This is a genomic window from Micromonospora sp. NPDC047740 (assembly GCF_043204735.1).
Taxonomy (GTDB): Bacteria; Actinomycetota; Actinomycetes; order Mycobacteriales; family Micromonosporaceae; genus Micromonospora.
On sequence record NZ_JBIDCT010000010.1, the window covers coordinates 261,883 to 280,644 of the forward strand.

Annotated in this window: 20 protein-coding genes and 1 riboswitch; of the genes, 9 read left to right on the forward strand and 11 right to left on the reverse strand. The window is 75.1% G+C overall.

The annotated features are described in order from the left end of the window. Positions 1–26 precede the first annotated feature (26 nt). The gene (locus tag ACGF4F_RS20730) at positions 27–1,052 is read left to right on the forward strand and encodes a hypothetical protein (RefSeq protein ID WP_393079245.1); all 1,026 of its coding nucleotides are present in this window, start codon (positions 27–29) and stop codon (positions 1,050–1,052) included. Between the two features lie 94 nt (positions 1,053–1,146). Beyond that, positions 1,147–2,025 (forward strand): bifunctional 5,10-methylenetetrahydrofolate dehydrogenase/5,10-methenyltetrahydrofolate cyclohydrolase, encoded by an 879-nt coding sequence (locus ACGF4F_RS20735; RefSeq protein ID WP_393079247.1) that lies wholly within the window; start codon positions 1,147–1,149, stop codon positions 2,023–2,025. A gap of 11 nt (positions 2,026–2,036) precedes the next feature. Here ACGF4F_RS20735 and ACGF4F_RS20740 read toward each other — a convergent pair whose 3' ends face one another. From ACGF4F_RS20740 to ACGF4F_RS20750, 3 genes are all read right to left on the reverse strand, one after another. Beyond that, positions 2,037–3,074: an alpha/beta hydrolase gene (locus tag ACGF4F_RS20740; protein WP_393079250.1), complete on the reverse strand. Its 1,038-nt coding sequence runs from the start codon at positions 3,072–3,074 to the stop codon at positions 2,037–2,039. Continuing rightward, positions 3,071–3,985 (reverse strand): hypothetical protein, encoded by a 915-nt coding sequence (locus ACGF4F_RS20745; RefSeq protein WP_393079253.1) that lies wholly within the window; start codon positions 3,983–3,985, stop codon positions 3,071–3,073. Before ACGF4F_RS20745 ends, ACGF4F_RS20740 begins: the two co-directional genes overlap by 4 nt. Before the next feature lie 114 nt (positions 3,986–4,099). Next, complete coding sequence (locus ACGF4F_RS20750) at positions 4,100–4,879, reverse strand: endonuclease/exonuclease/phosphatase family protein (protein ID WP_393079256.1); 780 nt, start codon at positions 4,877–4,879, stop codon at positions 4,100–4,102. A gap of 187 nt (positions 4,880–5,066) precedes the next feature. Between ACGF4F_RS20750 and ACGF4F_RS20755 the strand changes: the two genes are divergently transcribed. After that, a complete protein-coding gene (locus ACGF4F_RS20755) occupies positions 5,067–5,840 on the forward strand; it encodes a sulfite exporter TauE/SafE family protein (protein ID WP_393079259.1) in 774 nt (257 codons plus the stop codon). Positions 5,841–5,862: 22 nt separating this feature from the next. On the opposite strand, the gene ACGF4F_RS20760 is transcribed toward ACGF4F_RS20755, so the two are convergent. Beyond that, on the reverse strand, positions 5,863–6,462 hold the full coding sequence (locus tag ACGF4F_RS20760; RefSeq protein WP_357438614.1) for a malonic semialdehyde reductase: 600 nt from the start codon (positions 6,460–6,462) through the stop codon (positions 5,863–5,865). A 93-nt stretch (positions 6,463–6,555) separates the two neighbouring features. Here ACGF4F_RS20760 and ACGF4F_RS20765 point away from each other — a divergent pair, with 93 nt between their 5' ends. From ACGF4F_RS20765 to ACGF4F_RS20775, 3 genes are all read left to right on the forward strand, one after another. After that, positions 6,556–6,918 carry a winged helix-turn-helix transcriptional regulator gene (locus ACGF4F_RS20765; protein WP_393079262.1) on the forward strand — a complete coding sequence of 121 codons (363 nt, stop codon included), beginning with the start codon at positions 6,556–6,558 and terminating at the stop codon, positions 6,916–6,918. Between the two features lie 24 nt (positions 6,919–6,942). Beyond that, the gene (locus ACGF4F_RS20770; protein ID WP_393079265.1) at positions 6,943–7,716 is read left to right on the forward strand and encodes a GNAT family N-acetyltransferase; all 774 of its coding nucleotides are present in this window, start codon (positions 6,943–6,945) and stop codon (positions 7,714–7,716) included. A 158-nt stretch (positions 7,717–7,874) separates the two neighbouring features. Continuing rightward, positions 7,875–9,449, forward strand: a complete 1,575-nt coding sequence (locus ACGF4F_RS20775; RefSeq protein WP_393079268.1) for a VWA domain-containing protein — start codon at positions 7,875–7,877, stop codon at positions 9,447–9,449. 46 nt (positions 9,450–9,495) lie between these two features. Here the strand turns inward: ACGF4F_RS20775 and def are convergent, their stop codons facing one another. Together def and ACGF4F_RS20785 are read right to left on the reverse strand one after the other, a co-directional pair. Further along, on the reverse strand, positions 9,496–10,005 hold the full coding sequence (gene def, locus ACGF4F_RS20780) for a peptide deformylase (protein WP_357438607.1): 510 nt from the start codon (positions 10,003–10,005) through the stop codon (positions 9,496–9,498). A 10-nt stretch (positions 10,006–10,015) separates the two neighbouring features. Next, a complete protein-coding gene (locus ACGF4F_RS20785; RefSeq protein WP_393079271.1) occupies positions 10,016–10,336 on the reverse strand; it encodes a TetR/AcrR family transcriptional regulator C-terminal domain-containing protein in 321 nt (106 codons plus the stop codon). Here ACGF4F_RS20785 and ACGF4F_RS20790 point away from each other — a divergent pair. After that, positions 10,304–10,699, forward strand: a complete 396-nt coding sequence (locus ACGF4F_RS20790) for an ABC transporter permease (RefSeq protein WP_393079274.1) — start codon at positions 10,304–10,306, stop codon at positions 10,697–10,699. The two genes, ACGF4F_RS20785 and ACGF4F_RS20790, sit on opposite strands and share 33 nt — an antisense overlap. A 46-nt stretch (positions 10,700–10,745) precedes the next feature. On the opposite strand, the gene ACGF4F_RS20795 is transcribed toward ACGF4F_RS20790, so the two are convergent. After that, on the reverse strand, positions 10,746–11,237 hold the full coding sequence (locus ACGF4F_RS20795; RefSeq protein ID WP_393079277.1) for a MarR family winged helix-turn-helix transcriptional regulator: 492 nt from the start codon (positions 11,235–11,237) through the stop codon (positions 10,746–10,748). 51 nt (positions 11,238–11,288) lie between these two features. On the opposite strand from ACGF4F_RS20795, the gene pip reads away from it, so the two are divergent. Further along, the gene (gene pip, locus ACGF4F_RS20800) at positions 11,289–12,236 is read left to right on the forward strand and encodes a prolyl aminopeptidase (RefSeq protein WP_393079280.1); all 948 of its coding nucleotides are present in this window, start codon (positions 11,289–11,291) and stop codon (positions 12,234–12,236) included. Positions 12,237–12,294: 58 nt separating this feature from the next. Here the strand turns inward: pip and ACGF4F_RS20805 are convergent, their stop codons facing one another. Then, positions 12,295–13,476: a chorismate-binding protein gene (locus ACGF4F_RS20805; RefSeq protein ID WP_393079283.1), complete on the reverse strand. Its 1,182-nt coding sequence runs from the start codon at positions 13,474–13,476 to the stop codon at positions 12,295–12,297. A 123-nt stretch (positions 13,477–13,599) separates the two neighbouring features. Here ACGF4F_RS20805 and ACGF4F_RS20810 point away from each other — a divergent pair, with 123 nt between their 5' ends. After that, positions 13,600–13,800: a DUF5999 family protein gene (locus tag ACGF4F_RS20810; RefSeq protein WP_036371784.1), complete on the forward strand. Its 201-nt coding sequence runs from the start codon at positions 13,600–13,602 to the stop codon at positions 13,798–13,800. An 85-nt stretch (positions 13,801–13,885) separates the two neighbouring features. On the opposite strand, the gene gcvP is transcribed toward ACGF4F_RS20810, so the two are convergent. From gcvP to ACGF4F_RS20825, 3 genes are all read right to left on the reverse strand, one after another. Continuing rightward, positions 13,886–16,705, reverse strand: a complete 2,820-nt coding sequence (gcvP, locus tag ACGF4F_RS20815) for an aminomethyl-transferring glycine dehydrogenase (RefSeq protein ID WP_393079286.1) — start codon at positions 16,703–16,705, stop codon at positions 13,886–13,888. Positions 16,706–16,778: 73 nt separating this feature from the next. Further along, a riboswitch (glycine riboswitch) is annotated at positions 16,779–16,878 on the reverse strand. Between the two features lie 63 nt (positions 16,879–16,941). Then, entirely contained in the window at positions 16,942–17,805 is an 864-nt protein-coding gene (locus ACGF4F_RS20820) for an NAD-dependent protein deacetylase (RefSeq protein WP_393079288.1), read from the reverse strand. 197 nt (positions 17,806–18,002) lie between these two features. Beyond that, positions 18,003–18,737, reverse strand: a complete 735-nt coding sequence (locus ACGF4F_RS20825; protein ID WP_393079290.1) for a DivIVA domain-containing protein — start codon at positions 18,735–18,737, stop codon at positions 18,003–18,005. Between the last annotated feature and the right edge of the window lie 25 nt (positions 18,738–18,762).

Consider the following 18,762-nt stretch of genomic DNA (forward strand, 5'->3'; position numbering starts at 1 on the left):
GGCCGCCGCCATGGCAGCATTGCCCGATGCGGGTGGGCGCGGCGAAAGCGGTGGCGGTCGACTGGGTACGCGAGCGGATGCGCCACGACCCGGCCGTGCGGGGCGCCTTCTTCAGCGGCTCCACGGTGGCGCTGCCGGAGCAGGCGATGCTGCCCGCGTCGTCCGACGTGGACGTCCTGCTGGTGCGCGACGAGCCCGGCGGGAAGCTGGGCAAGTTCCGCCACCGCGGGGTGCTGCTGGAGGTCACCGAGCTGACCTGGGCGGACCTCGGGTCGGCCGACGAGGTGCTCGGGTCGTGGGTGTACGCGCCGATGTTCCGCACCGACACCGTGATCGCGGACCCCACGGGCCGGCTGGCGGCGATCCGGGATCGGGTGGCGGCCGGGTTCACCGACCCGGGGTGGGTGCGACGGCGGTGCGCCGGGGTACGCCGGCGCGTCGAGGACGGGCTCCGACGGCTCGACGACACCGCGCCGCTGCACACCCAGGTGACCGCGTGGTTGTTCCCCACGTCGCTGACGGCGCTGCTGCCGGTGGTGGCGGCACGGCGGGACCCGACGGTCCGCCGCCGGTACGTGCTGGCCCGGCAGGTGCTGGCCGGGCACGGGCTGGCCGACCGGTACCGGGAACTGCTCGGCTGGCTGGACGGCGGTGGCATGTCCCCCGCCCGGGTGCGGGAGCATCTGGCGGGGCTGGCGCGCACGTTCGACGAGGCGGCACGCGTGGCGCGTACGCCGTTCGCCTTCGGTGCGGACATCACGCCGGCGGCCCGGCCGGTGGTGGTGGACGGCGGCGCGGAGCTGGTCGGGGCGGGCGCGCACCGGGAGGCGATGTTCTGGATCGTGGCGACGTACGCCCGCTGCCACACGATCCTGGCCGCGGACGCGCCGGCGCGGGAGGTGGCGTTGCGGCCGGCGTTCGAGGCGGCGGTGGCGGACCTGGGGGTGGCCTCGGCGGCCGACCGGCGGCGGCGGGCCGACGAGGTGCTGGCGGCTCTGCCCGGCTGGTGGGAGGTGTCGCGTGCGGTCGGCGGGTGGGATGTGGCAGGCTGAGCGTGGACGCGACTGGCGGCACGGGGATGGCAGCAACCATCGGGGAGCTCGTCGCGGGGGTCGACCGCCTGGGCCTCCGCGGGCGAGGTGAGCCATGTCTTCTGTGGAAACGACCGCCCGGATCCTGTCCGGCAAACCGGTGGCGGACCAGGTGCTGGCGGAGGTCACCGAGGCCGTGCAGGCGCTGCGCGCCGCCGGCGTGACCCCGGCCCTGGCGACCGTCCTGGTGGGCGACGACGACGCCAGCGCCGGCTACATCCGGATCAAGCAGCGGCAGGCGGCGGAGCTGGGGTTCGTCTCCCCGCACGTGCACCTGCCCGCCTCGGCGTCGCAGGCGGACCTGCACGCGGTGCTGGAGGGCTTCAACGCCGACAAGGACGTGCACGGGGTGCTGGTGCAGCATCCGATCCCGGGGCACCTGGACTACGACCGGGCGTTGCAGGTCCTCGACCCGGACAAGGACGTCGACGGGATGCATCCGGTGAACATGGGCCGGCTGGCGTTGGGCCTGCCGGGTCCGCTGCCGTGCACGCCCGCGGGCATCGAGGCGCTGCTGGCGTACCACGGGGTGCCGGTGTCCGGCCGTGAGGTGGTGATCCTGGGCCGGGGCGCCACGTTGGGCCGGCCGCTGGCGATGCTGCTGGCGCAGAAGCGCCCCACGGCCAACGCGGCGGTGACGGTGGTGCACACCGGGGTGGCGGACTGGCCCCGCTACACGCGGCGGGCGGAGATCCTGGTGGCGGCGGCGGGCGTGCCGGGCATCATCCAGCCGGAGCACGTGCGCCCGGGCGCGGTGGTGGTCGGCGGCGGCGTGCGGTACGAGGGGCGGCGCCTGCTGCCGGACGTCGACGAGTCGTGTGCCGCGGTGGCGGGGGCGATCACGCCGCGGGTCGGCGGGGTGGGCCCGACGACGGTGGCGATGCTGTTCCGCAACGCGGTCCGGGCGGCGCAGCGGGCGGCCGGGATGGCCTGAGGCCGCCCACGTCAGGTGGCGGGGACGGGGCGGCCCAGCCAGCTGGAGAGCCAGTCGAACGCGGGATCCTCGGTGGCTTCCCAGACGGACATGCTGTGGCCGCCCCCGTCGACGTAGGCGGTGGTGACGGCCAGCGGCGCCCGGGCCAGGCAGCGCAGCGTCTCGGCGTCGTGGTGGGCCTTGCGGTCGGCGCGGCCGCTGGACAGGTAGAGGGCGACGGCCGGTGGGGGCAGGTGCCGCAGCCGCCACCGGTCGTCGTTGAGGGTGTGTTCGCTGCCGTCGCCGACGGTGATGCCGGGGTCGGCGTAGCCGGAGAGGCTGGCGGCGGCGGCGTACCGGTCGGGGTGGCGCAGGGCCAGGTTGGTGGCGCAGTAGCCGCCGGCGGAGTAGCCGATCAGCCCCCAGCCGGCCCGGTCGGTGCGCACCCGCAGCTGGGCCGCGGCGGCCGCCGGCACGTCGACGGTGAGGAACGTTTCCGCCTGCGGCCCGTGAACCAGGTTGGTGCATTCGGTGTCCAGCAGCGGGCTGGGGGTCTGCGGGGGGAACAGCACGACGGTGGGCGCCATCCGGCCCGCGCTGATTTCCTGGTCGAGGTGCCGGGCGGCGGCGAGGCGGTTGAGCCAGGCGGCGGGTGAGCCGGGGTAGCCGTGCAGCGCCTCGACGACGGGGAACCGTTCGGTGGGCTGCCGGTCGTAGGCGGCCGGCAGGTAGGCGGCGACGTGCAGGGTGAGACCGCTGGCGGCGCCGGCGACGGTGAGCGTGACGACTCGTCCCCCGCCGGGGCCGGCGGCGGGTGCGGCGGCGTCGGCGGCGGCGGAGTCGCGGCCGAGCAGCGTCGACCAGCTGGTCCAGGTGTCGACCTGCCGGTTGACCCAGATCCCGGCGGCGGCGACGGCGGTGAGCAGGCACAGCAGCGCCGTGGCGGCGCGCCCGGCGACGCGGCGGGCCCCGGCGCCGCGGTCCCAGAACGCGGACAGCAGCACGGCGGCGGCCACCGCGACGCTGGTGGCGGTGAGCGCGGCGGCGAGGCTGTCGGGGGCCACGGTCACCGCCCACCGGTCGGGGAGCCGGCCTGCGGGGGCGGCGGGATCAGCGGCGCGGGCCCGCCCAGGGGTGCGGGCGTCTGCCGGCAGGCCCAGCGCAGCGCGGTGGGCAGCGGGTCGGCGGGGCGGCCGGGCTGGTGGGTGGCCGCGCCGATGACGGCGACGGTCTCCGTGGCGGGCAGGTCGGCCGGCACGGCGACGCCGCCGGGTTCCGGCGCGTCGTCGACGAGGGCGAGGGCGGGATAGCGGGTGGGTGCGGCGCGGACCACGGCCCCGGCGAGCCCGGCCAGGTCGGCCGGGGCGATCAGCGCCCAGCTGTGGCTGGTGACCCGCAGGTCGCGGGCGAGGCCGGCGGGCAGGGCCTCGGTGAGGACGGCCGGCGCGGCGGTGGGCCGCAGGTGGGTGAAGACGACGATCACCGGTCCGGTGTCGGCCTGGACCGTGCGGGCGGCGGTGGCCTCCCCGGCGCCGGTGGCGTGGTCGGCCAGGACGGCGATCACCGGGTACCGGCGGGTGGGGTGCTGCGGGTAGTCGGCGGGCACGACCACGGTGGGCGTGGCGGTGACCGGCCAGCGACCGCCGCGCGGCGGGTGCCACGGGAAGGCGACCGGGGTGGTGGGGGCCGCGCCGGCCCGGCTGGTGATCCAGCGGTCGAGGCGCCCGGACCGGGTGGGGTCGGTGTCGTGGCGGGCGACCCCGGCGGGCAGCAGGTCGCCCCAGGTGGGATAGAACCCTTCAGCACGGTTGACGGCGAGGCCGACGGCCAGCAGGGCGAGGACCTCGGTGAGCAGGACGGCGACGGGTCGGGTGAGGGCCTGCCAGCGGCCGTGGCGACGCCAGGTGCGGGCGGTGCCGACAGCGGCGCCGGCGGCGATGACCCCGATCGTGATGAGCAGCGGCAGGCCGGTCAGCGACATGGCTGGCCCCTCCCCTCGACGTCCCATCGCTATCACGGGCGCCCGGCGGCCGGACGGGTTTGGCTGTTCCGTCGCGCCGCGCGCCTCCCCGACGGTAGGGGTTCCCGGCACGCCTCAGCCGAGGTCGACCAGCAGCGGCCGGTGGTCGGAGATGGTGGACAGCGGGGTGTCGACGGCGGTGACGGGCGGCAACCGGTCCCGGCCCTGCCGGTCGGCGAGGATGTGGTCGAGTTGGACGCGGGGCTGCCCGGCCGGGTAGGTGGGACGCCGCCCGAGGGGACGCCACCGGGACAGCAGGGCGGCGGGGCCGGCGGGCAGGTTCAGGTCGCCGAGCAGGATCCGCGGGGCGGGCAGGGTGCGCAGCGCCCGCACGACGCGGCGCAGTTGCAGCACGTTCCAGCCGGGGACGAACGACAGGTGGGTGGCGGCGACGGTGAGCGGCCCGTACGGGGTGTCCAGCACGGCGGCGAGGACCACCCGGGGTTCGTCGCGCAGCAGCACCAGCCCGCCGCCGGGCCCGGGAACGTAGACCGGGGAGCGTACGGGGGCCGGGCGCAGCCGGGTGACCTGCCAGGAGCGGACCGGGTGGCGGCTGACCAGCCCCACCCCGTAGCAGGGTTCGCCGTCGCCGTCGTCGTCGTGGGTCAGCGGGCGGAACGCTTCGCCGGGGGTGCCGACGACGGCGGCGGCGAACCGGTGCTCGGGGGCGTCGAGGGCGCGGGCGGCGATGGCGGTGAGGTCGAGCTTGCCGCTGCGGGACTGGTCGCGGTCGACCTCCTGCAGGGCGAGGACGTCGGCGTCGAGTGCGGTGACAGCGGCGGCGAGCCGGTCGGGGTCGACGAGTCCGTCGGTGAGGGACCGGCCGTGCAGCAGATTGAACGTGGCCAGGCGCACCTGCACACCCTACGTCGCCGTGGCAGGCTTGCCCGGTGCTGAAGGCGTTGGTCTGTTCGATCCTGGTGTTCGTGGCGGTGGCGGCGGCGGGCCTGTGGTTGCGGCGGCGCCGGGGCCGCTGAGCCGGCGGTGAACCTGGCCACAGCGGCACTCGTCGGGGCGGCGGCGGTGGGAAGAATGGCCGCCCGTGGACCCTCTGTCGTTGACCACCCTGCTGACCGCGGCGGCCCTGGCGGGCTGGGTGGACGCGGTGGTCGGCGGTGGCGGGCTGTTGCTGCTGCCGGCGCTGCTGGTGGCCGCGCCGGGCGTGCCGGTGGCCACGGCGTTGGGCACCAACAAGCTGGCCGCGATCTTCGGCACCTCCACCGCGGCGATGACGTACGCGCGGCGCACCAAGCTGGACTGGGCGGTGGCCGGGCCGGCGGCCGGGCTGGCTGTGCTGACCGCCGGGCTGGGCGCGGCGCTGGCCGGGGCGGTGCCGGCGGGCGCGTACCGGCCGGTGGTGCTGGTGGTGCTGCTCGCGGTGGCGGTGTTCGTGCTGACCCGGCCGCGGCTGGGCGTGGTGTCGTACCCGCATCGGCGTACGCCGGCGCGGGTGACGGCCGCGGTGGCGGTGGCCGGGGTGGGTATCGCCCTCTACGACGGCCTGATCGGCCCGGGCACGGGCACGTTCCTGGTGTTGGCGTTCACCGCGCTGATCGGCGCGGACTTCGTGCAGGGTTCGGCGATGGCGAAGGTGGTCAACGCGGGCACCAACCTGGGCGCGCTGGTGGTGTTCGCGGCCACCGGGCACGTGTGGTGGCTGCTCGGGGCGGCGATGGCGGTGTGCAACGTCGCTGGTGCCGCGCTGGGCGCGCGGATGGCGCTGCGGCGCGGCGCCGGTTTCGTCCGGGTGGTGCTGCTGGTGGTGGTGCTGGCCCTGGTGGTGAAGCTGGGCTACGACCAGTGGCGGGCCGGCTGAGCCGGCCCGCCACCGCGTCGGCTCAGGCGTGTCGGACGACCTCGTCGTAGTCGAGGCGGGGCAGCCGGGGGAACCAGGCGTCCGGGCCGGGCTTGCCGATGTTGACCACGAGCAGGGACCGCCAACTGCTGTCGGCGAAGAACTCCTTGTCGACGCCGGCGGCGTCGAAGCCGCCCATCGGGCCGGCGGCCAGGCCGGCGGCGCGGACGGCGAGCAGCCAGTAGCCGATCTGCAGGGTGGCGTTGAACCGGGCCATCTGCTCGCGGCCGGCGGGGTCCTCGGCGAGGGCGTCGCGCATCTGCGGGCGGATCGGGAAGACCCGCGGGACGAACTCGTGGAAGTCGGTGTCGGCGGCGAGGACGGCGACGACCGGCGCGGTGGCGGTCTTGGCGCGGTTGCCCTCGTTCATGTGGGTGAGCAGCCGTTCGCGGGGCTCACCGTCGCGGAGGAACAGCACCCGCAGCGGCTGGGTGTTGGCGGCGGTGGGCGGGTACTTGGCGAGCTCGTGGATGGTGCGCAGCTGCGCGTCGCTGACCGGTTCGTCGGTGAACGTGTTGGCGGTGCGGGCGTCGGTGAACAGCAGGGCCTGCGCTTCGGGGTGCAGGGTGATCAGGTCGCTCATGGGTCCTCGTTTCAGCGGCGCTACTCCATGCACGGGAGTAGCTAGCTTTTTAGTAGTGCCTTGCGGGGCGAGCGTAGCGCGTATCCTGAGGGCATGACGACGAGGCCCCAGGTGGAGCACACGCCCCGTTCCTGCGACGGGGGGTTGGCCCGGGCCTTCGCGTTCCTCGGCAAGCGGTGGAACGGGGTGCTGCTGGGCACCCTCGCCAATGGGCCCGCCGGCTTCGCGGAGCTGGCCCGGGCGCTGCCCAGGATCAGCGAGTCGGTGCTGTCCGACCGGCTCGGTGAGCTGTGCCGGGTGGGCCTGGTCTCCCGCACCGTGCGGGAGGGACCGCCGGTGGGGGTCAGCTACCAGCTCACCGACCGGGGAGCCGCCCTGCTGCCGGCCCTGGACGCCCTGGCCCGCTGGGCCCACGACCACCTGCCCGCCGAGACGGGACGCCCCGGCGGCTGCTGACCGCCGCCGTGTGATCATCGGCGGATGCCCGTACGCGCCGAACACGACCGGACCGTCCTGGCCGACCTGCTGGGCCGGGACCCGGTGCTGCACGCCTACCAGCTGGGCGACCTGGACGACTTCTTCTGGCCCTACACGTCGTGGTACCGCCGGGGCGACCAGGTGGCGTTGCTCTACCACGGCGTCGACCTGCCGACGCTGCTGGCGTTCACCACCCCGGAGCGGACCGGGCAGCTGGCGGCGCTGCTGGGCGAACTCGCGCCGGTGCTGCCGGCCCGGCTGTGGGCGCACCTCTCCCCCGGCCTGGACGCCACCGTCGCCCGCTGGTATGAGGTGTCCGACGCCGCCGTGCACCACCGGATGGCGTTGACCGACCCGGACCGGCTGGCCCGGGCCACCGCCGCCGGGGACGTGCTCGACCGGTCCGACCTGCCGGCGCTGCTCGACCTCTACGCGGTCGCCTATCCGGACAACTGGTTCGACCCGCGGATGCTGGACACCGGCCAGTACGTGGGGATCCGGGAGGCCGGCGAGCTGGTCACCGTGGCCGGGGTGCACGTCTGGTCCCCCACCTGGCGGGTGGCCGCCCTGGGCAACGTCACCACCCACCCACGGGCCCGCGGCCGCGGCCTGGCCGGCGCCGCCGTGGCCGCGCTCTGCGCCCGGCTGCGGGCCCGCGTCGAGCATGTGACGCTCAACGTCCGGGCCGACAACACCGCCGCCGTGCGCCTCTACGAGCGGCTCGGCTTCACCCGGGTCGCCGACTTCACCGAGTGCGCGCTGCGCCGCCGCCCGTGACGACGCGGCCGGCCAGTCTGCCCTGTCCAGCCGCCACGCCGGGTCAACAACCCGACGCTGACCTGGGCATGTGTCGGACCGGCCGGGCTCGGCCGGGCCCCTAGCGTCTGCTTCGAGGCCGCGTCCGGGGCGGGCGCGGCGGAGTCGAAGGAGACACGATGGGTTTGACAGCAGTGGCCCGCGGGCGCGCCAGGGGGGTGACCGTCGCCGCCGTGGCCGCGATGGTGACCGCGGTGGCGGCCCCCGCCTGGGCGGCCCCGGGGGTCGACCCGGGCACGGTGGACCGGTCCGCCGATCCGGGCGCGACGATCCCGATCAGCAAAGTGGTCTCGACGCCGCCGATCCCGCCGAAGCCGGACGTGGTGCTGCTGGTCGACACGACCGGCAGCATGGGCCCGGCGATCGCCAACGTCCGGACCAACCTCCAGCAGGTGATCACCAACGTCCGCACCGCACAGCCCAGCGCCGAGTTCGCGGTCGCCTCCTACCGGGACGAGGGTGACGGGCCGGAGCTGTTCCGGGTCCGGCAGGACCTCACCGCCGACGCCACCGCCCTGCAGACCGCCGTGGACGGGCTGGCCGCCGCCGGCGGTGGCGACACCCCGGAGGCGTGGGTGAACGCCCTGTTCCAGGTCTCCGACGGCGCGATCGCCTACCGGTCGGGCAGCAGTCGGATCGTGGTGCTGGTCGGTGACGCACCCAGCCACGACCCCAGCGCCGGACACACCCTCGCGCAGGCCACCGCCGCGCTGCAGGCCGACGCCGCCCGGCTGCTCGCCGTCAACGTCAGCGGCGGGGGCGGCGGGCTGGACGCCGCCGGCCAGGCCAGCAGCGTGGCCGCCGCCACCGGCGGCCAGGTCGTCGGCAGCGCCCCGGACACGGTGACCGCGGCCATCCTGAACGGGCTGCGGAACCTGGACGTCACCGTCACCCCGACCGTGACCTCCTGCGACCCGGGCCTGTCGGTGAGCTTCGACGCCGCGTCGCGGACCCAGCAGAGCGGCAGCGACGTGCCGTTCGCCGAGACCATCACGGTGGCCGGGAACGCCGCCCAGGGCGCCACCCTGCACTGCACGGTGGACTTCCTGCTCAACGGACTCTCCGGCGGGCCGGAGTTCGTCGAGCACATCAGCGTGAAGGTCAACGACGTCACCCCGCCGACGGTGGTCGTCGACGACCGGACGGTCGAGGCGACCAGCCCCGCCGGCGCGGTGATCAACTACCCGGCCAGCGCGACCGACAACGTCGACGGGCCGCTGACCCCGACGTGCGCGCCGCCGCCCGGCAGCACCTTCCCGCTGGGCGCCAGCACGGTCACCTGCACCGCCACCGACGCGGCCGGCAACACCGGCAACGACACCGCGGTGATGCGGGTGGTGGACACCACCGCCCCGACCACGCGGTGCGTGCCGACGAACAACCCGAGCGGCGGCAACGTTCCGGGCTCCTACAACCCGGACGGGTTCTACCAGCTGACCGCCACCGACCTGGTGGACACGAAGGTGGACGTGTACATCGGGGACGCCGCCGACCCGTCGGTGAAGTTCGGGCCGTTCCCCGCCGGCACGAAGATCAAGCTGGTGCAGGCGCCAGGGGCGCAGTCCCGGGTCAAGGACGGCGCCGGCGACGTCGACTACAAGGTCACGCTGCGCGGCGACGCGGTGATCACCGGCGTCGACGACGCCGGGAACACCTCGACCGCGACCTGCCTGGTGGCCCCGCCGCCGAAGTGATCCGGTGAGCGGACGCGGGGGTGGCCCGACGGCCACCCCCGCGTCGTCACAACCCCCGACTGGGCGAGTCGAACCGCCCGGCCCGGATTTCCCGCAACGCCCGGCGGCGGGTGTCGCCGCGCAGCGTGTCCACGTACAGGCGGCCGTGCAGGTGGTCGGTCTCGTGCTGCAGGGCCCGGGCCAGGAACCCGCTGCCGGAGATGGTCAGCGGCTGGCCGTACTGGTCGAAACCGTGCGCGGTGGCGTGCATCGCCCGCGCGGTCGGGAAGTACAGCCCGGGGATGGACAGGCAGCCCTCGTCGTCGTCCTGCGGCTCCGTGGACAGCTCCAGCCTCGGGTTGATCAGGTGGCCGCGGTGGCCGTCGGCGTCGTAGACGAACACCTGCGCGCTCACCCCGATCTGCGGGGCGGCCACCCCGGCGCGGCCAGGCGCGCCGAGCAGCGTGTCCATCAGATCCTGCACGAGCGCGCGCAGCTCGGCGTCGAAGCTGGTCACCGGCTCGCACGGGGTACGCAGCACGGGGTCGCCGATGATCCGGATCGGGCGCATAGTCATGCCCGGAAGGCTAACCGCCCGTTACCTGTCCGGTCGCGCCCACCCGCCCGGCCGGCCGGTTGCGGATCAGCACCTCGATGCCGTCCAGGATGCGGGCCAGCCCGAACTCGAAGGCGCGGGCCGGGTCGCCGGCGGCCTGGTACTCCTCGCCGGCGGTCGTGCCCACCCGGGCGGCGAGGGGGAACCCGATCACCTGCGGGCCCAGCGGGGGGCGGGTGGTGGCGACCTGCAGCAGCCACGGGTGGCGCAGGTACAGCGCCCGGTTCTCCCGGGCGATGTGCTCGAGGCGAGCGCCGTGGTGACCGGGCGGGCCCTGGCCGACCTGCTGCACGCCGCGGTGGCGCTGCTGCTGCTCCTGCGCTTCGCGATGATCTGGGTCGGGGTCTACCTGGCGTTGCTGCTGCGCCGTCCCGAGGCGGTGGCCGCGCTGCAGATCCTGGTCTGGCCGCTCGGCTTCGCCTCCAACGCCTTCGTCGCCCCGGCCACCATGCCCGGTTGGCTGGCCGCCATCGCCGCCTGGAACCCGCTGTCGGCCACGGTGGCCGCCTGCCGGGACCTGTTCGGCAACCCCGGCTGGGGCGCCGACACCTGGCCCGCCGAGCACGCCGGCGTCCTGGCCGTGGCCTGGCCGCTGCTGCTCATCGCGGTGTTCCTGCCGCTGTCCGCGCGCCGCTGGCAACGCCTCGACCGGTGACCGCTCCGGGCTGCCCGCCGGGGTCGCCCGGAGCTGCGGGGTCGCCTCAGGCCGGCCGGCCGGTGGGGGCCAGGCCGGTGTCGGCGATGCGGTCGCGCAGCGGGCGGCGGCGCAGCGCCGCGAGGACCGCGTACAGCTCGTCGGCCAGGGGTACGGGCAGTTCGGCGTCGAGCTGCCGCATGGCGGTGGTGGTGGCCGCCCATTCGGCCTCGATGACGGGCAGCAGGGCGCGGGCCCGGTCGGTGAGGGTGACGATGCGCTGCCGGGCGTCGGCGCCGGGGGTGAGGGCGACCAGGCCGGCGCGGCTCATCTGGGCGACGGTCTGGCTGGCCGCGGAGTGGGTGACCCCGACCCGGGCGGCGAGGTCGCGGATGGGCAGCGGCCCGTCGGCGACCAGCACCCGCACCAGCGGTGAGTACCGGGGCCGGTAGTCGGCCAGGTCCAGGTCGTCGTAGACGGCGGCGACGTCGCCGTCGAGCAGCTCGAGGACGTGGCGCAGCAGGGTGCCGAGCGCCTCGCGGTCTGGGGTGGCGGTCACGTCCGCTAATGTAACAGCGCTGTTGTATCTGGGCCTCGGGAGGGGAACCGCATGTATCCGGAGATCGAGCCGTACGCGCACGGCCTGCTCGACGTCGGCGACGGCCAGCGCGTCTACTGGGAGACCTGCGGCAACCCCGACGGGCGCCCCGCCCTGGTGGCGCACGGCGGCCCCGGCTCCGGCGCCACCGCGTCCTGGCGGCGGCTGTTCGACCCGGCCGCCTACCGGATCATCCTGTTCGACCAGCGCGGCTGCGGGCGCAGCACCCCGCACGCCAGCGACCCGGCCGTGGACCTGTCGGTCAACACCACCGCCCACCTGCTCGCCGACATGGAACAGCTGCGCGAGCACCTCGGCGTCGACCGGTGGCTGCTGTGCGGCGCCTCCTGGGGCTCGTCGCTGTCCCTGGCCTACGCCCAGCGCCACCCGCAGCGGGTCACCGCGCTGGTGCTGTTCAGCGTGGTCGCCAACACCCGCCGCGAGATCGACTGGGTGACCCGGGACATGGGCCGGATCTTCCCGCAGGAGTGGGCCCGATTCCGTGACGGGGTGCCCGCGGCGGACCGGGACGGCGACCTGTCCGCCGCGTACGCCCGCCTGGTCAACAACCCGGACCCCGCCGTGCGGGAGCAGGCCGAGCGTGACTGGTGCGCCTGGGAGGACGTGCACGTCTCCCTCGCCGGCGGCTTCACGCCCAGCCCCCGCTACGCCGACCCGGTGTTCCGGGCGTGCTTCGTCCGGATCGTGACCCACTACTGGAGCAACCTCGGCTTCCTGCCCGACGGCCAGTTGCTGCGCGACGCCGGGAAGCTCGCCGGCATCCCGGGTGTGCTGGTGCAGGGCCGCCTCGACGTCAGCGGCCCGCCGGACATCGCCTGGCAGCTCACCCGGGACTGGCCGGACGCCCGGCTGGAGATCGTGGAGTCCGGCGGCCACGGCAGCGCCCACGGTGTGGGCGAGCGGGTGGTGGCGGCGCTGGACGCCTTCGCCCGCGCCTGACCGGCCCCGCCCGAGGGCCGCGCACCCGCACCCGCGGCCGGCGCCGCGCGGCGGGGCGTCAGCCGGCGGCGAGCAGCGCGCGCACCGGGGCGGCCTTCGCGGCCGCCTCGGCGACCTCGGCCGCCGGGTCGCTGCCCCAGGTGATGCCGCCGCCGGCCCACAGGTGCAGCCGTTCGGCGTCGGCCGCGGCGGTGCGGATGGTCAGCCCCAGGTCGAGCCGGTCGGGCCCGACCCAGCCGAGGGCGCCCATGCCGGCGCCCCGCCCGACCGGTTCCAGGGCCGCGATCCGGTCCAGCGCGGCGAGTTTCGGGGCGCCGGTCACCGACCCGCCGGGGCAGACCGCGCGCAGCAGGTCGGCCAGGCCCAGCCCGTCGGCGGGCGCCGCGGACACCGTCGACTCCGCCTGCCACAGGTCGCACCACCGGCGTACGGCGAACAGCTCGTCGACCCGCACCGAGCCGGTGCGGGCTACCCGGGCCAGGTCGTTGCGTTCCAGGTCGACGATCATCACGTGCTCGGCGCGTTCCTTGGCGGAGGCGAGCAGCTCCCGGCGTCCGGCGGGGGTGGCCGGCCGGGTGCCCTTGATCGGCCGGGTGACCAGCCGGCCGTGCTCGAGGGCGATCAGCGTCTCCGGGGAGGCGCAGCCGACCGCCCAGCCGAGCCCGGACAGGGTGCCGCCGTAGCGGGCGCCGGGCAGGGCGGCCAGCCGGGCCAGGGCGGGCAGCGGGTCCCCGGCGTACGGGGCGGCGGCGTGGCCGACGAGGTTGACCTGGTACACGTCGCCGCGGCCGATGGCGGCGCGCACCGCGGCCACGGCGTTCTCGTGCTCGCGGGGCGTCCAGCTGTCCCGCCAGTCCCCCAGCCACCAGCCGCCGCCGGCCGGCCGGGCGGGCGGGGACGGCGCGTGGCCGTAGACGACCACCACCATGTCCGGCAGCGCCGGTACGGGGCTGGGCGCCCCCGGCGCGCCGCCGGCGATCAGGGCCCCGGCGGCGGCGGACAGGTACAGGGCGGCGCCGCACACCCCGGTCGGGTCGTGCGTGCCGGGGCGGGCCAGGTCGTGCCAGGCGATCCCGTGGGCGGCGAGGAACTCCTGCGCCAGCACCGCGGGGTCGCCGCCGTCGGCGGGGTGCCACTGCAGCCGGGCCCGTTCCACGAGCCGGTCCCGGCATCCGGCGGGCGCGCCGGGCACGTCGACGCGTGGGAGCGCTTCCACGCCGAATGGCTTGTTGTTACTCATCCGTTCAGCCGATTTCGGGTGAACAAGACGGAAGCCTGCTCGATAGCGCGCGCTTCCGCTTGGTACTGTGCGTCACTGGTCATGTGAACCATGACACAGCGCCCCCACAGCCCGGAGAACCCGATGTGCCAGCACCAACCCACCTGCCCCTCCGCCGAGGCGACCGACCGCGAAGCCGCCCGCGTCCTCGCCTGCTTCCCTGAGCAGGGCTGGAGCCTGCTCTGCAACGGAGTCATCGTCTTCGAGGACACCGGCGAACTGCTCCCCGACGGCAGCACCATCGCCCCGCACCGCGGCCCCGCCCGACACGCCCTCGTCGCCTGACCGATCACGCTCCGTCAGGAGCGTACGCGTCGACCCGTCGACGCACCGGCCGGGGCGGCGAACCGCACCGCCCCGGCGCCACCCGTCAGCTCTCGAACGCCTCCGGCGACGGGCACGAGCAGACCAGATTCCGGTCGCCGTACGCCCCGTCGATCCGCCGCACCGGCGGCCAGTACTTCCCCGCCCGGTCCACGCCAGCCGGGTACGCCCCCACCGACCGCGGATACGGGTGCGGCCACTCGTCCGCCGACACCATCGCCGCCGTGTGCGGGGCGTTGCACAACGGATTGTCCCCGGCCGGCCACTCACCCGAGGCCACCTTGTCGATCTCCGCCCGGATCGCGATCATCGCGTCGCAGAACCGGTCCAGCTCGGCCAGGTCCTCACTCTCGGTCGGCTCCACCATCAGCGTCCCCGCCACCGGGAACGACATCGTCGGCGCGTGGAACCCGTAGTCGATCAGCCGCTTCGCCACGTCGTCGACGCTCACCCCGGTCGCCTTGGTCAACGGCCGCAGGTCCAGGATGCACTCGTGCGCCACCAGGCCCTTGTTGCCGGCGTACAGCACCGGGAAATGGTTCCGCAGCCGCGCCGCCACGTAGTTCGCCGCGAGCACCGCCACCCCGGTCGCCCGGGCCAGACCCTCGGCCCCCATCATCCGCAGGTACGCCCACGGGATCGGCAGGATCCCCGCCGACCCGTACCGGGCGGCCGAGATCGCCGGCCGGCCCTCCTGCGCCACCCCGGACGGGTCGCCGGGCAGGAACGGCGCCAGGTGCGCCCGCACCGCCACCGGCCCCACACCCGGCCCACCACCGCCGTGCGGGATGCAGAACGTCTTGTGCAGGTTCAGGTGCGACACGTCCGCCCCGAACCGGCCCGGCTTGGCGAACCCTACGAGGGCGTTGAGGTTCGCCCCGTCGACGTACACCTGACCGCCGGCGTCATGCACCTTCGCACACAACTGCCCGATGCCCGTCTCGTACACCCCGTGCGTCGACGGGTACGTCACCATGATTGCGGCCAGCGCGTCCCGATGCTTGTCGATCTTCGCGTCGAGGTCGACCAGGTCGACGTTGCCGTCCACGTCGCAGGCCACCACGACCACCCGCATCCCGGCCATCACCGCCGACGCCGCGTTGGTGCCGTGCGCCGACGACGGGATCAGGCACACGTCCCGATGCCCCTGCCCCCGCTGCCGGTGGTACGCCCGGATCGCCAGCAGCCCCGCCAGCTCACCCTGCGAGCCGGCGTTGGGCTGCACGCTGACCGCGTCGTACCCGGTCACCTCCGCCAGCCAGTCCTCCAACTGGCCGATCAGCTCCCGATACCCGGCGGTCTGCTCCGCCGGCGCGAACGGGTGCAGGTGCGCGAACTCCGGCCAGGTGACCGCCTCCATCTCGGTGGTGGCGTTCAGCTTCATCGTGCACGACCCCAGCGGGATCATGCCCCGGTCCAGCGCGTAGTCGAAGTCCGACAGCCGTCGCAGGTACCGCAGCATCGCCGTCTCCGAGTGGTGGCTGCGGAACACCGGGTGGGTGAGGAAGTCCGACGTGCGCGCCAGCCCCTGCGGCAGCGCCGCAGGGGCGATGCCGTCGAAGGCGGGCACCCCGAAGGCCGCCCACACCGCCGCCAGGTGCGCGAGGGTCGTCGTCTCGTCGCAGGCGATCCCCACCCGGTCGGCGTCGACCAGCCGCAGGTTCACGTTCCGCTGCGCCGCGGCGGCGACCACCTCGGCGGCCCGCCCCGGCACCGTCGCGGTGACCGTGTCGAAGAACGCCACGTCCGCGACCTGCACGCCGCCGGCCCGCAGCCCGGCCGCCAGCCGCGCCGCCATCTCATGGGTACGCCGCGCGATCGCCCGCAGCCCGTCCGGGCCGTGGTAGACCGCGTACATCCCGGCCATCACCGCCAGCAGCACCTGCGCGGTGCAGATGTTGCTGGTCGCCTTCTCCCGCCGGATGTGCTGCTCGCGGGTCTGCAACGCCAGCCGGTACGCCGGGTTCCCGTCGACGTCCTTCGACACCCCGACGAGCCGGCCGGGCAGCATCCGCTCCAGGCCCGCCCGGACCGCCAGGTAGCCGGCGTGCGGCCCACCGAAGCCCATCGGCACCCCGAACCGCTGCGTGGTGCCGGCGGCGATGTCGGCGCCGATCTCCCCCGGCGGACGCAGCAGCGTCAACGCCAGCAGGTCCGCCGCCACACACACCAGCGCCCCGACCTGGTGCGCCGCCGCCACCAGGCCGGTGTGGTCCCGGACCGCCCCGGACGCGCCCGGATACTGCAGGTGCAGGCCGAAGAACTCACCGGGCAACTCGTCCCGCTCGACGTCGAGCACCCGCACGTCGATGCCGAGCGGCTCCGCCCGGCCGATGATCACCGCGATGGTCTGCGGCAGTGTGTCGGCGTCCACCACGTACACCGGGCTCTTGCTCCTGGACGCCCGGCGGGCCAGGGTCATCGCCTCGGCCGCCGCGGTGCCCTCGTCGAGCATCGACGCGTTCGCGGTGGCCAACCCGGTCAAATCGGTGACCATGGTCTGGAAGTTCAGCAGCGCTTCCAGCCGGCCCTGGCTGATCTCCGGCTGGTACGGCGTGTACGCCGTGTACCAGGCCGGGCTCTCCAGCACGTTGCGGCGGATCACCGCCGGAGTGTGGGTGCCGTGGTAGCCCAGACCGATCATCGACACCGCGACGGTGTTGCGGGCGGCCAGGGCGCGCAGCTCGGCGATCGCCTCCCGTTCACTGGCCGCGGCCGGCAGGTCCAGGGTGCCGTGCCAGCGGATCACCTCGGGGATCGCGGCGTCCATCAGCTCGTCGATGGAGCTGTAGCCGACGGTCTCCAGCATCCGGCGCTCGTCGCCGGGGTCAGGGCCGATGTGCCGGTCGGCGAACTGCTCTGTCATGCGCGGCGCTCCTTGTCGGGGCGAGGTCGACGGGTCGGCCTCCCCCTGAGTCGCGCTGACGCGCTCCACAGTGCCTGCCCACGTGGTCCTTTTGCCTGAGAGGTTCCGGGGAGGAATCTGCCCCTTCGGCGCCGTCCGGGTGGTTTCCGGGCGGTCTCTCCCGCGTGGGTGGTACCGGCATGGTCAACGCTACCAGCGACCGGGTTTCCGGCTCATCTCCGACCCTGCCGGCCGCCCTACACCGCGGCCGGCTCCCCGGCGACGCCGCTCACGGCGGGCGCCCCGATCCGGTCGGCCAGCGCGGGCAGCACCTCACCCAGCGGCCGGTCCACCCGCACGGTGGCGTGCCCGTCGCCGCGGGTCGGCCCCTGGTTGACGATGGCCACCGGGATGCCCAGCTTCGCCGCCCGGATCACGAACCGCCGCCCGGACATCACCGTCAACGACGAGCCGAGCACCAGCAGCGCCCGAGCCCGCTCGACCAGGGCGAAACAGTCGGCGACCCGGGATGCCGGCACGGTCTCGCCGAAGAACACCACGTCCGGTTTCAGCATGCCGGTGCCGCAGACACCGCAGTCGAGGGTGCGGAACCCGGCCACCGCCCCGTCGGGCAGGTCGACGTCACCGTCGGGGTTGACGTGGGCGACCTGCGCGGCGAAGCCCGGGTTCGCCTCCCGCAGCCGCCGGTCCAGTTCCTCCCGGGAGGTCAGGTTGCCGCAGTCCAGGCAGATCACCTCGTCGAGACGGCCGTGCAGCTCGACCACCCCGCTGCTGCCGGCGGCGGTGTGCAGCCCGTCCACGTTCTGGGTGATGATCCCGCCGACCAGGCCCGCGTGCTGCAACCGGGCCACCGCCCGGTGCCCGGCGTTCGGGACGGCCCGCGCGATCAGCCGCCACCCCAGGTGGCTGCGCGCCCAGTACCGCCGCCGCGCGTCCGGGTCCCCGGTGAACGCCTGGTACGTCATCGGGGTGTGCCGGCGGGCGGCGCCGCTGGGCCCCCGGTAGTCCGGGATGCCCGACTCGGTGGACAACCCGGCGCCGCTGAGCACCACGACGTCACCGGCGCCCACCAGCCCGGCCAACACGTCGATCTCCGTCACCCGTCCATGCTGCCTCAGCCGCCGCCCCGGCTCCCACCGGGTGACCGCCCTCACCCGCCCAGGCGACGACCCCCACCGGCGGGACCCGCCCGCGGCCGAGGGCCGGCAGGCGGTGCGGCTCACCCCGGTAGCCGACCAGGTGGCATCGTCGCGGCGGTCCCGGGTCGGCCCACCGGCGGGCGGGCCGACCCCGGGGATCAGCGCTGCTGGTGGCGGGGCGGCAACGCCACCCGCACCCGGCCGCCGCCCACCGGCGCGGTGCCCACCTGGCCGCCGACCGGCGCAGCGCCGGCGACCGCCGGAACCCCGGTGACCTCCGCGGCGATCCGCTCCATGGTCCGCGCCAGCTGCTCACTGCCGTCGTCGAGGTGCCGGGCCGCCGCCTGCATGTGCGAGATCATCATCTCGCCGAAGATCCGCAGCGCCTCCCGCGTCGCCACGGAGTCGTCGAAGCTCGCGCCGGCGTTGCTGCGGTAGTCCGCCACCGCCCGCTCGGCCTCCTGCTTCGCCTCCTCCGCCGCCGCCCGCATGTAGCTCTCGTACTGCATCCGCGCGTACTCGGCCACCCGCTGGGCGTAGTCGTGCGCCTGCGCGATGATCTGCTCGGCCTCCCGCTGCGCCGCCGACAGCAGGTTGACCTCCTTCGCCGCGGGCAGCTTCGCCCCCGTACTCGGGATCACCCCGTGCCGGTGCAGCTCCAGATGGTCGTTGAGCCGCTCGTTCTCCGCCCGCAGGTTCGCCACCTGCGTCGCCAGCACATCCAGCTCATCGGCCACCTGCATCCGGAACCGGTCCACGTCCGTGGGCTCGTACCCACGGCGGGTGAACGACGCCGCGCCGAACTCCCACCGCCGCACCCGGTCCGAGGTCAACCGGACCTGCACGCTGGAGACCTGGCCCCCGTCATACCTGCTGATCGGGGTTGCGCTCACCGGGCGCCCCTTTCGTTCGCGACTG

Bases quoted from the DNA above. Each gene is read 5' to 3' on its own strand.
- ACGF4F_RS20730 (WP_393079245.1), top strand. From the start codon at position 27: ATGCGGGTGGGCGCGGCGAAAGCGGTGGCGGTCGACTGGGTACGCGAG.
- ACGF4F_RS20735 (WP_393079247.1), top strand. From the start codon at position 1,147: ATGTCTTCTGTGGAAACGACCGCCCGGATCCTGTCCGGCAAACCGGTG.
- ACGF4F_RS20745 (WP_393079253.1), bottom strand. From the start codon at position 3,985: ATGTCGCTGACCGGCCTGCCGCTGCTCATCACGATCGGGGTCATCGCC.
- ACGF4F_RS20760 (WP_357438614.1), bottom strand. From the start codon at position 6,462: ATGAGCGACCTGATCACCCTGCACCCCGAAGCGCAGGCCCTGCTGTTC.
- ACGF4F_RS20765 (WP_393079262.1), top strand. From the start codon at position 6,556: ATGACGACGAGGCCCCAGGTGGAGCACACGCCCCGTTCCTGCGACGGG.
- ACGF4F_RS20770 (WP_393079265.1), top strand. From the start codon at position 6,943: ATGCCCGTACGCGCCGAACACGACCGGACCGTCCTGGCCGACCTGCTG.
- ACGF4F_RS20775 (WP_393079268.1), top strand. From the start codon at position 7,875: ATGGGTTTGACAGCAGTGGCCCGCGGGCGCGCCAGGGGGGTGACCGTC.
- def (WP_357438607.1), bottom strand. From the start codon at position 10,005: ATGACTATGCGCCCGATCCGGATCATCGGCGACCCCGTGCTGCGTACC.
- pip (WP_393079280.1), top strand. From the start codon at position 11,289: ATGTATCCGGAGATCGAGCCGTACGCGCACGGCCTGCTCGACGTCGGC.
- ACGF4F_RS20805 (WP_393079283.1), bottom strand. From the start codon at position 13,476: ATGAGTAACAACAAGCCATTCGGCGTGGAAGCGCTCCCACGCGTCGAC.
- ACGF4F_RS20810 (WP_036371784.1), top strand. From the start codon at position 13,600: ATGTGCCAGCACCAACCCACCTGCCCCTCCGCCGAGGCGACCGACCGC.
- gcvP (WP_393079286.1), bottom strand. From the start codon at position 16,705: ATGACAGAGCAGTTCGCCGACCGGCACATCGGCCCTGACCCCGGCGAC.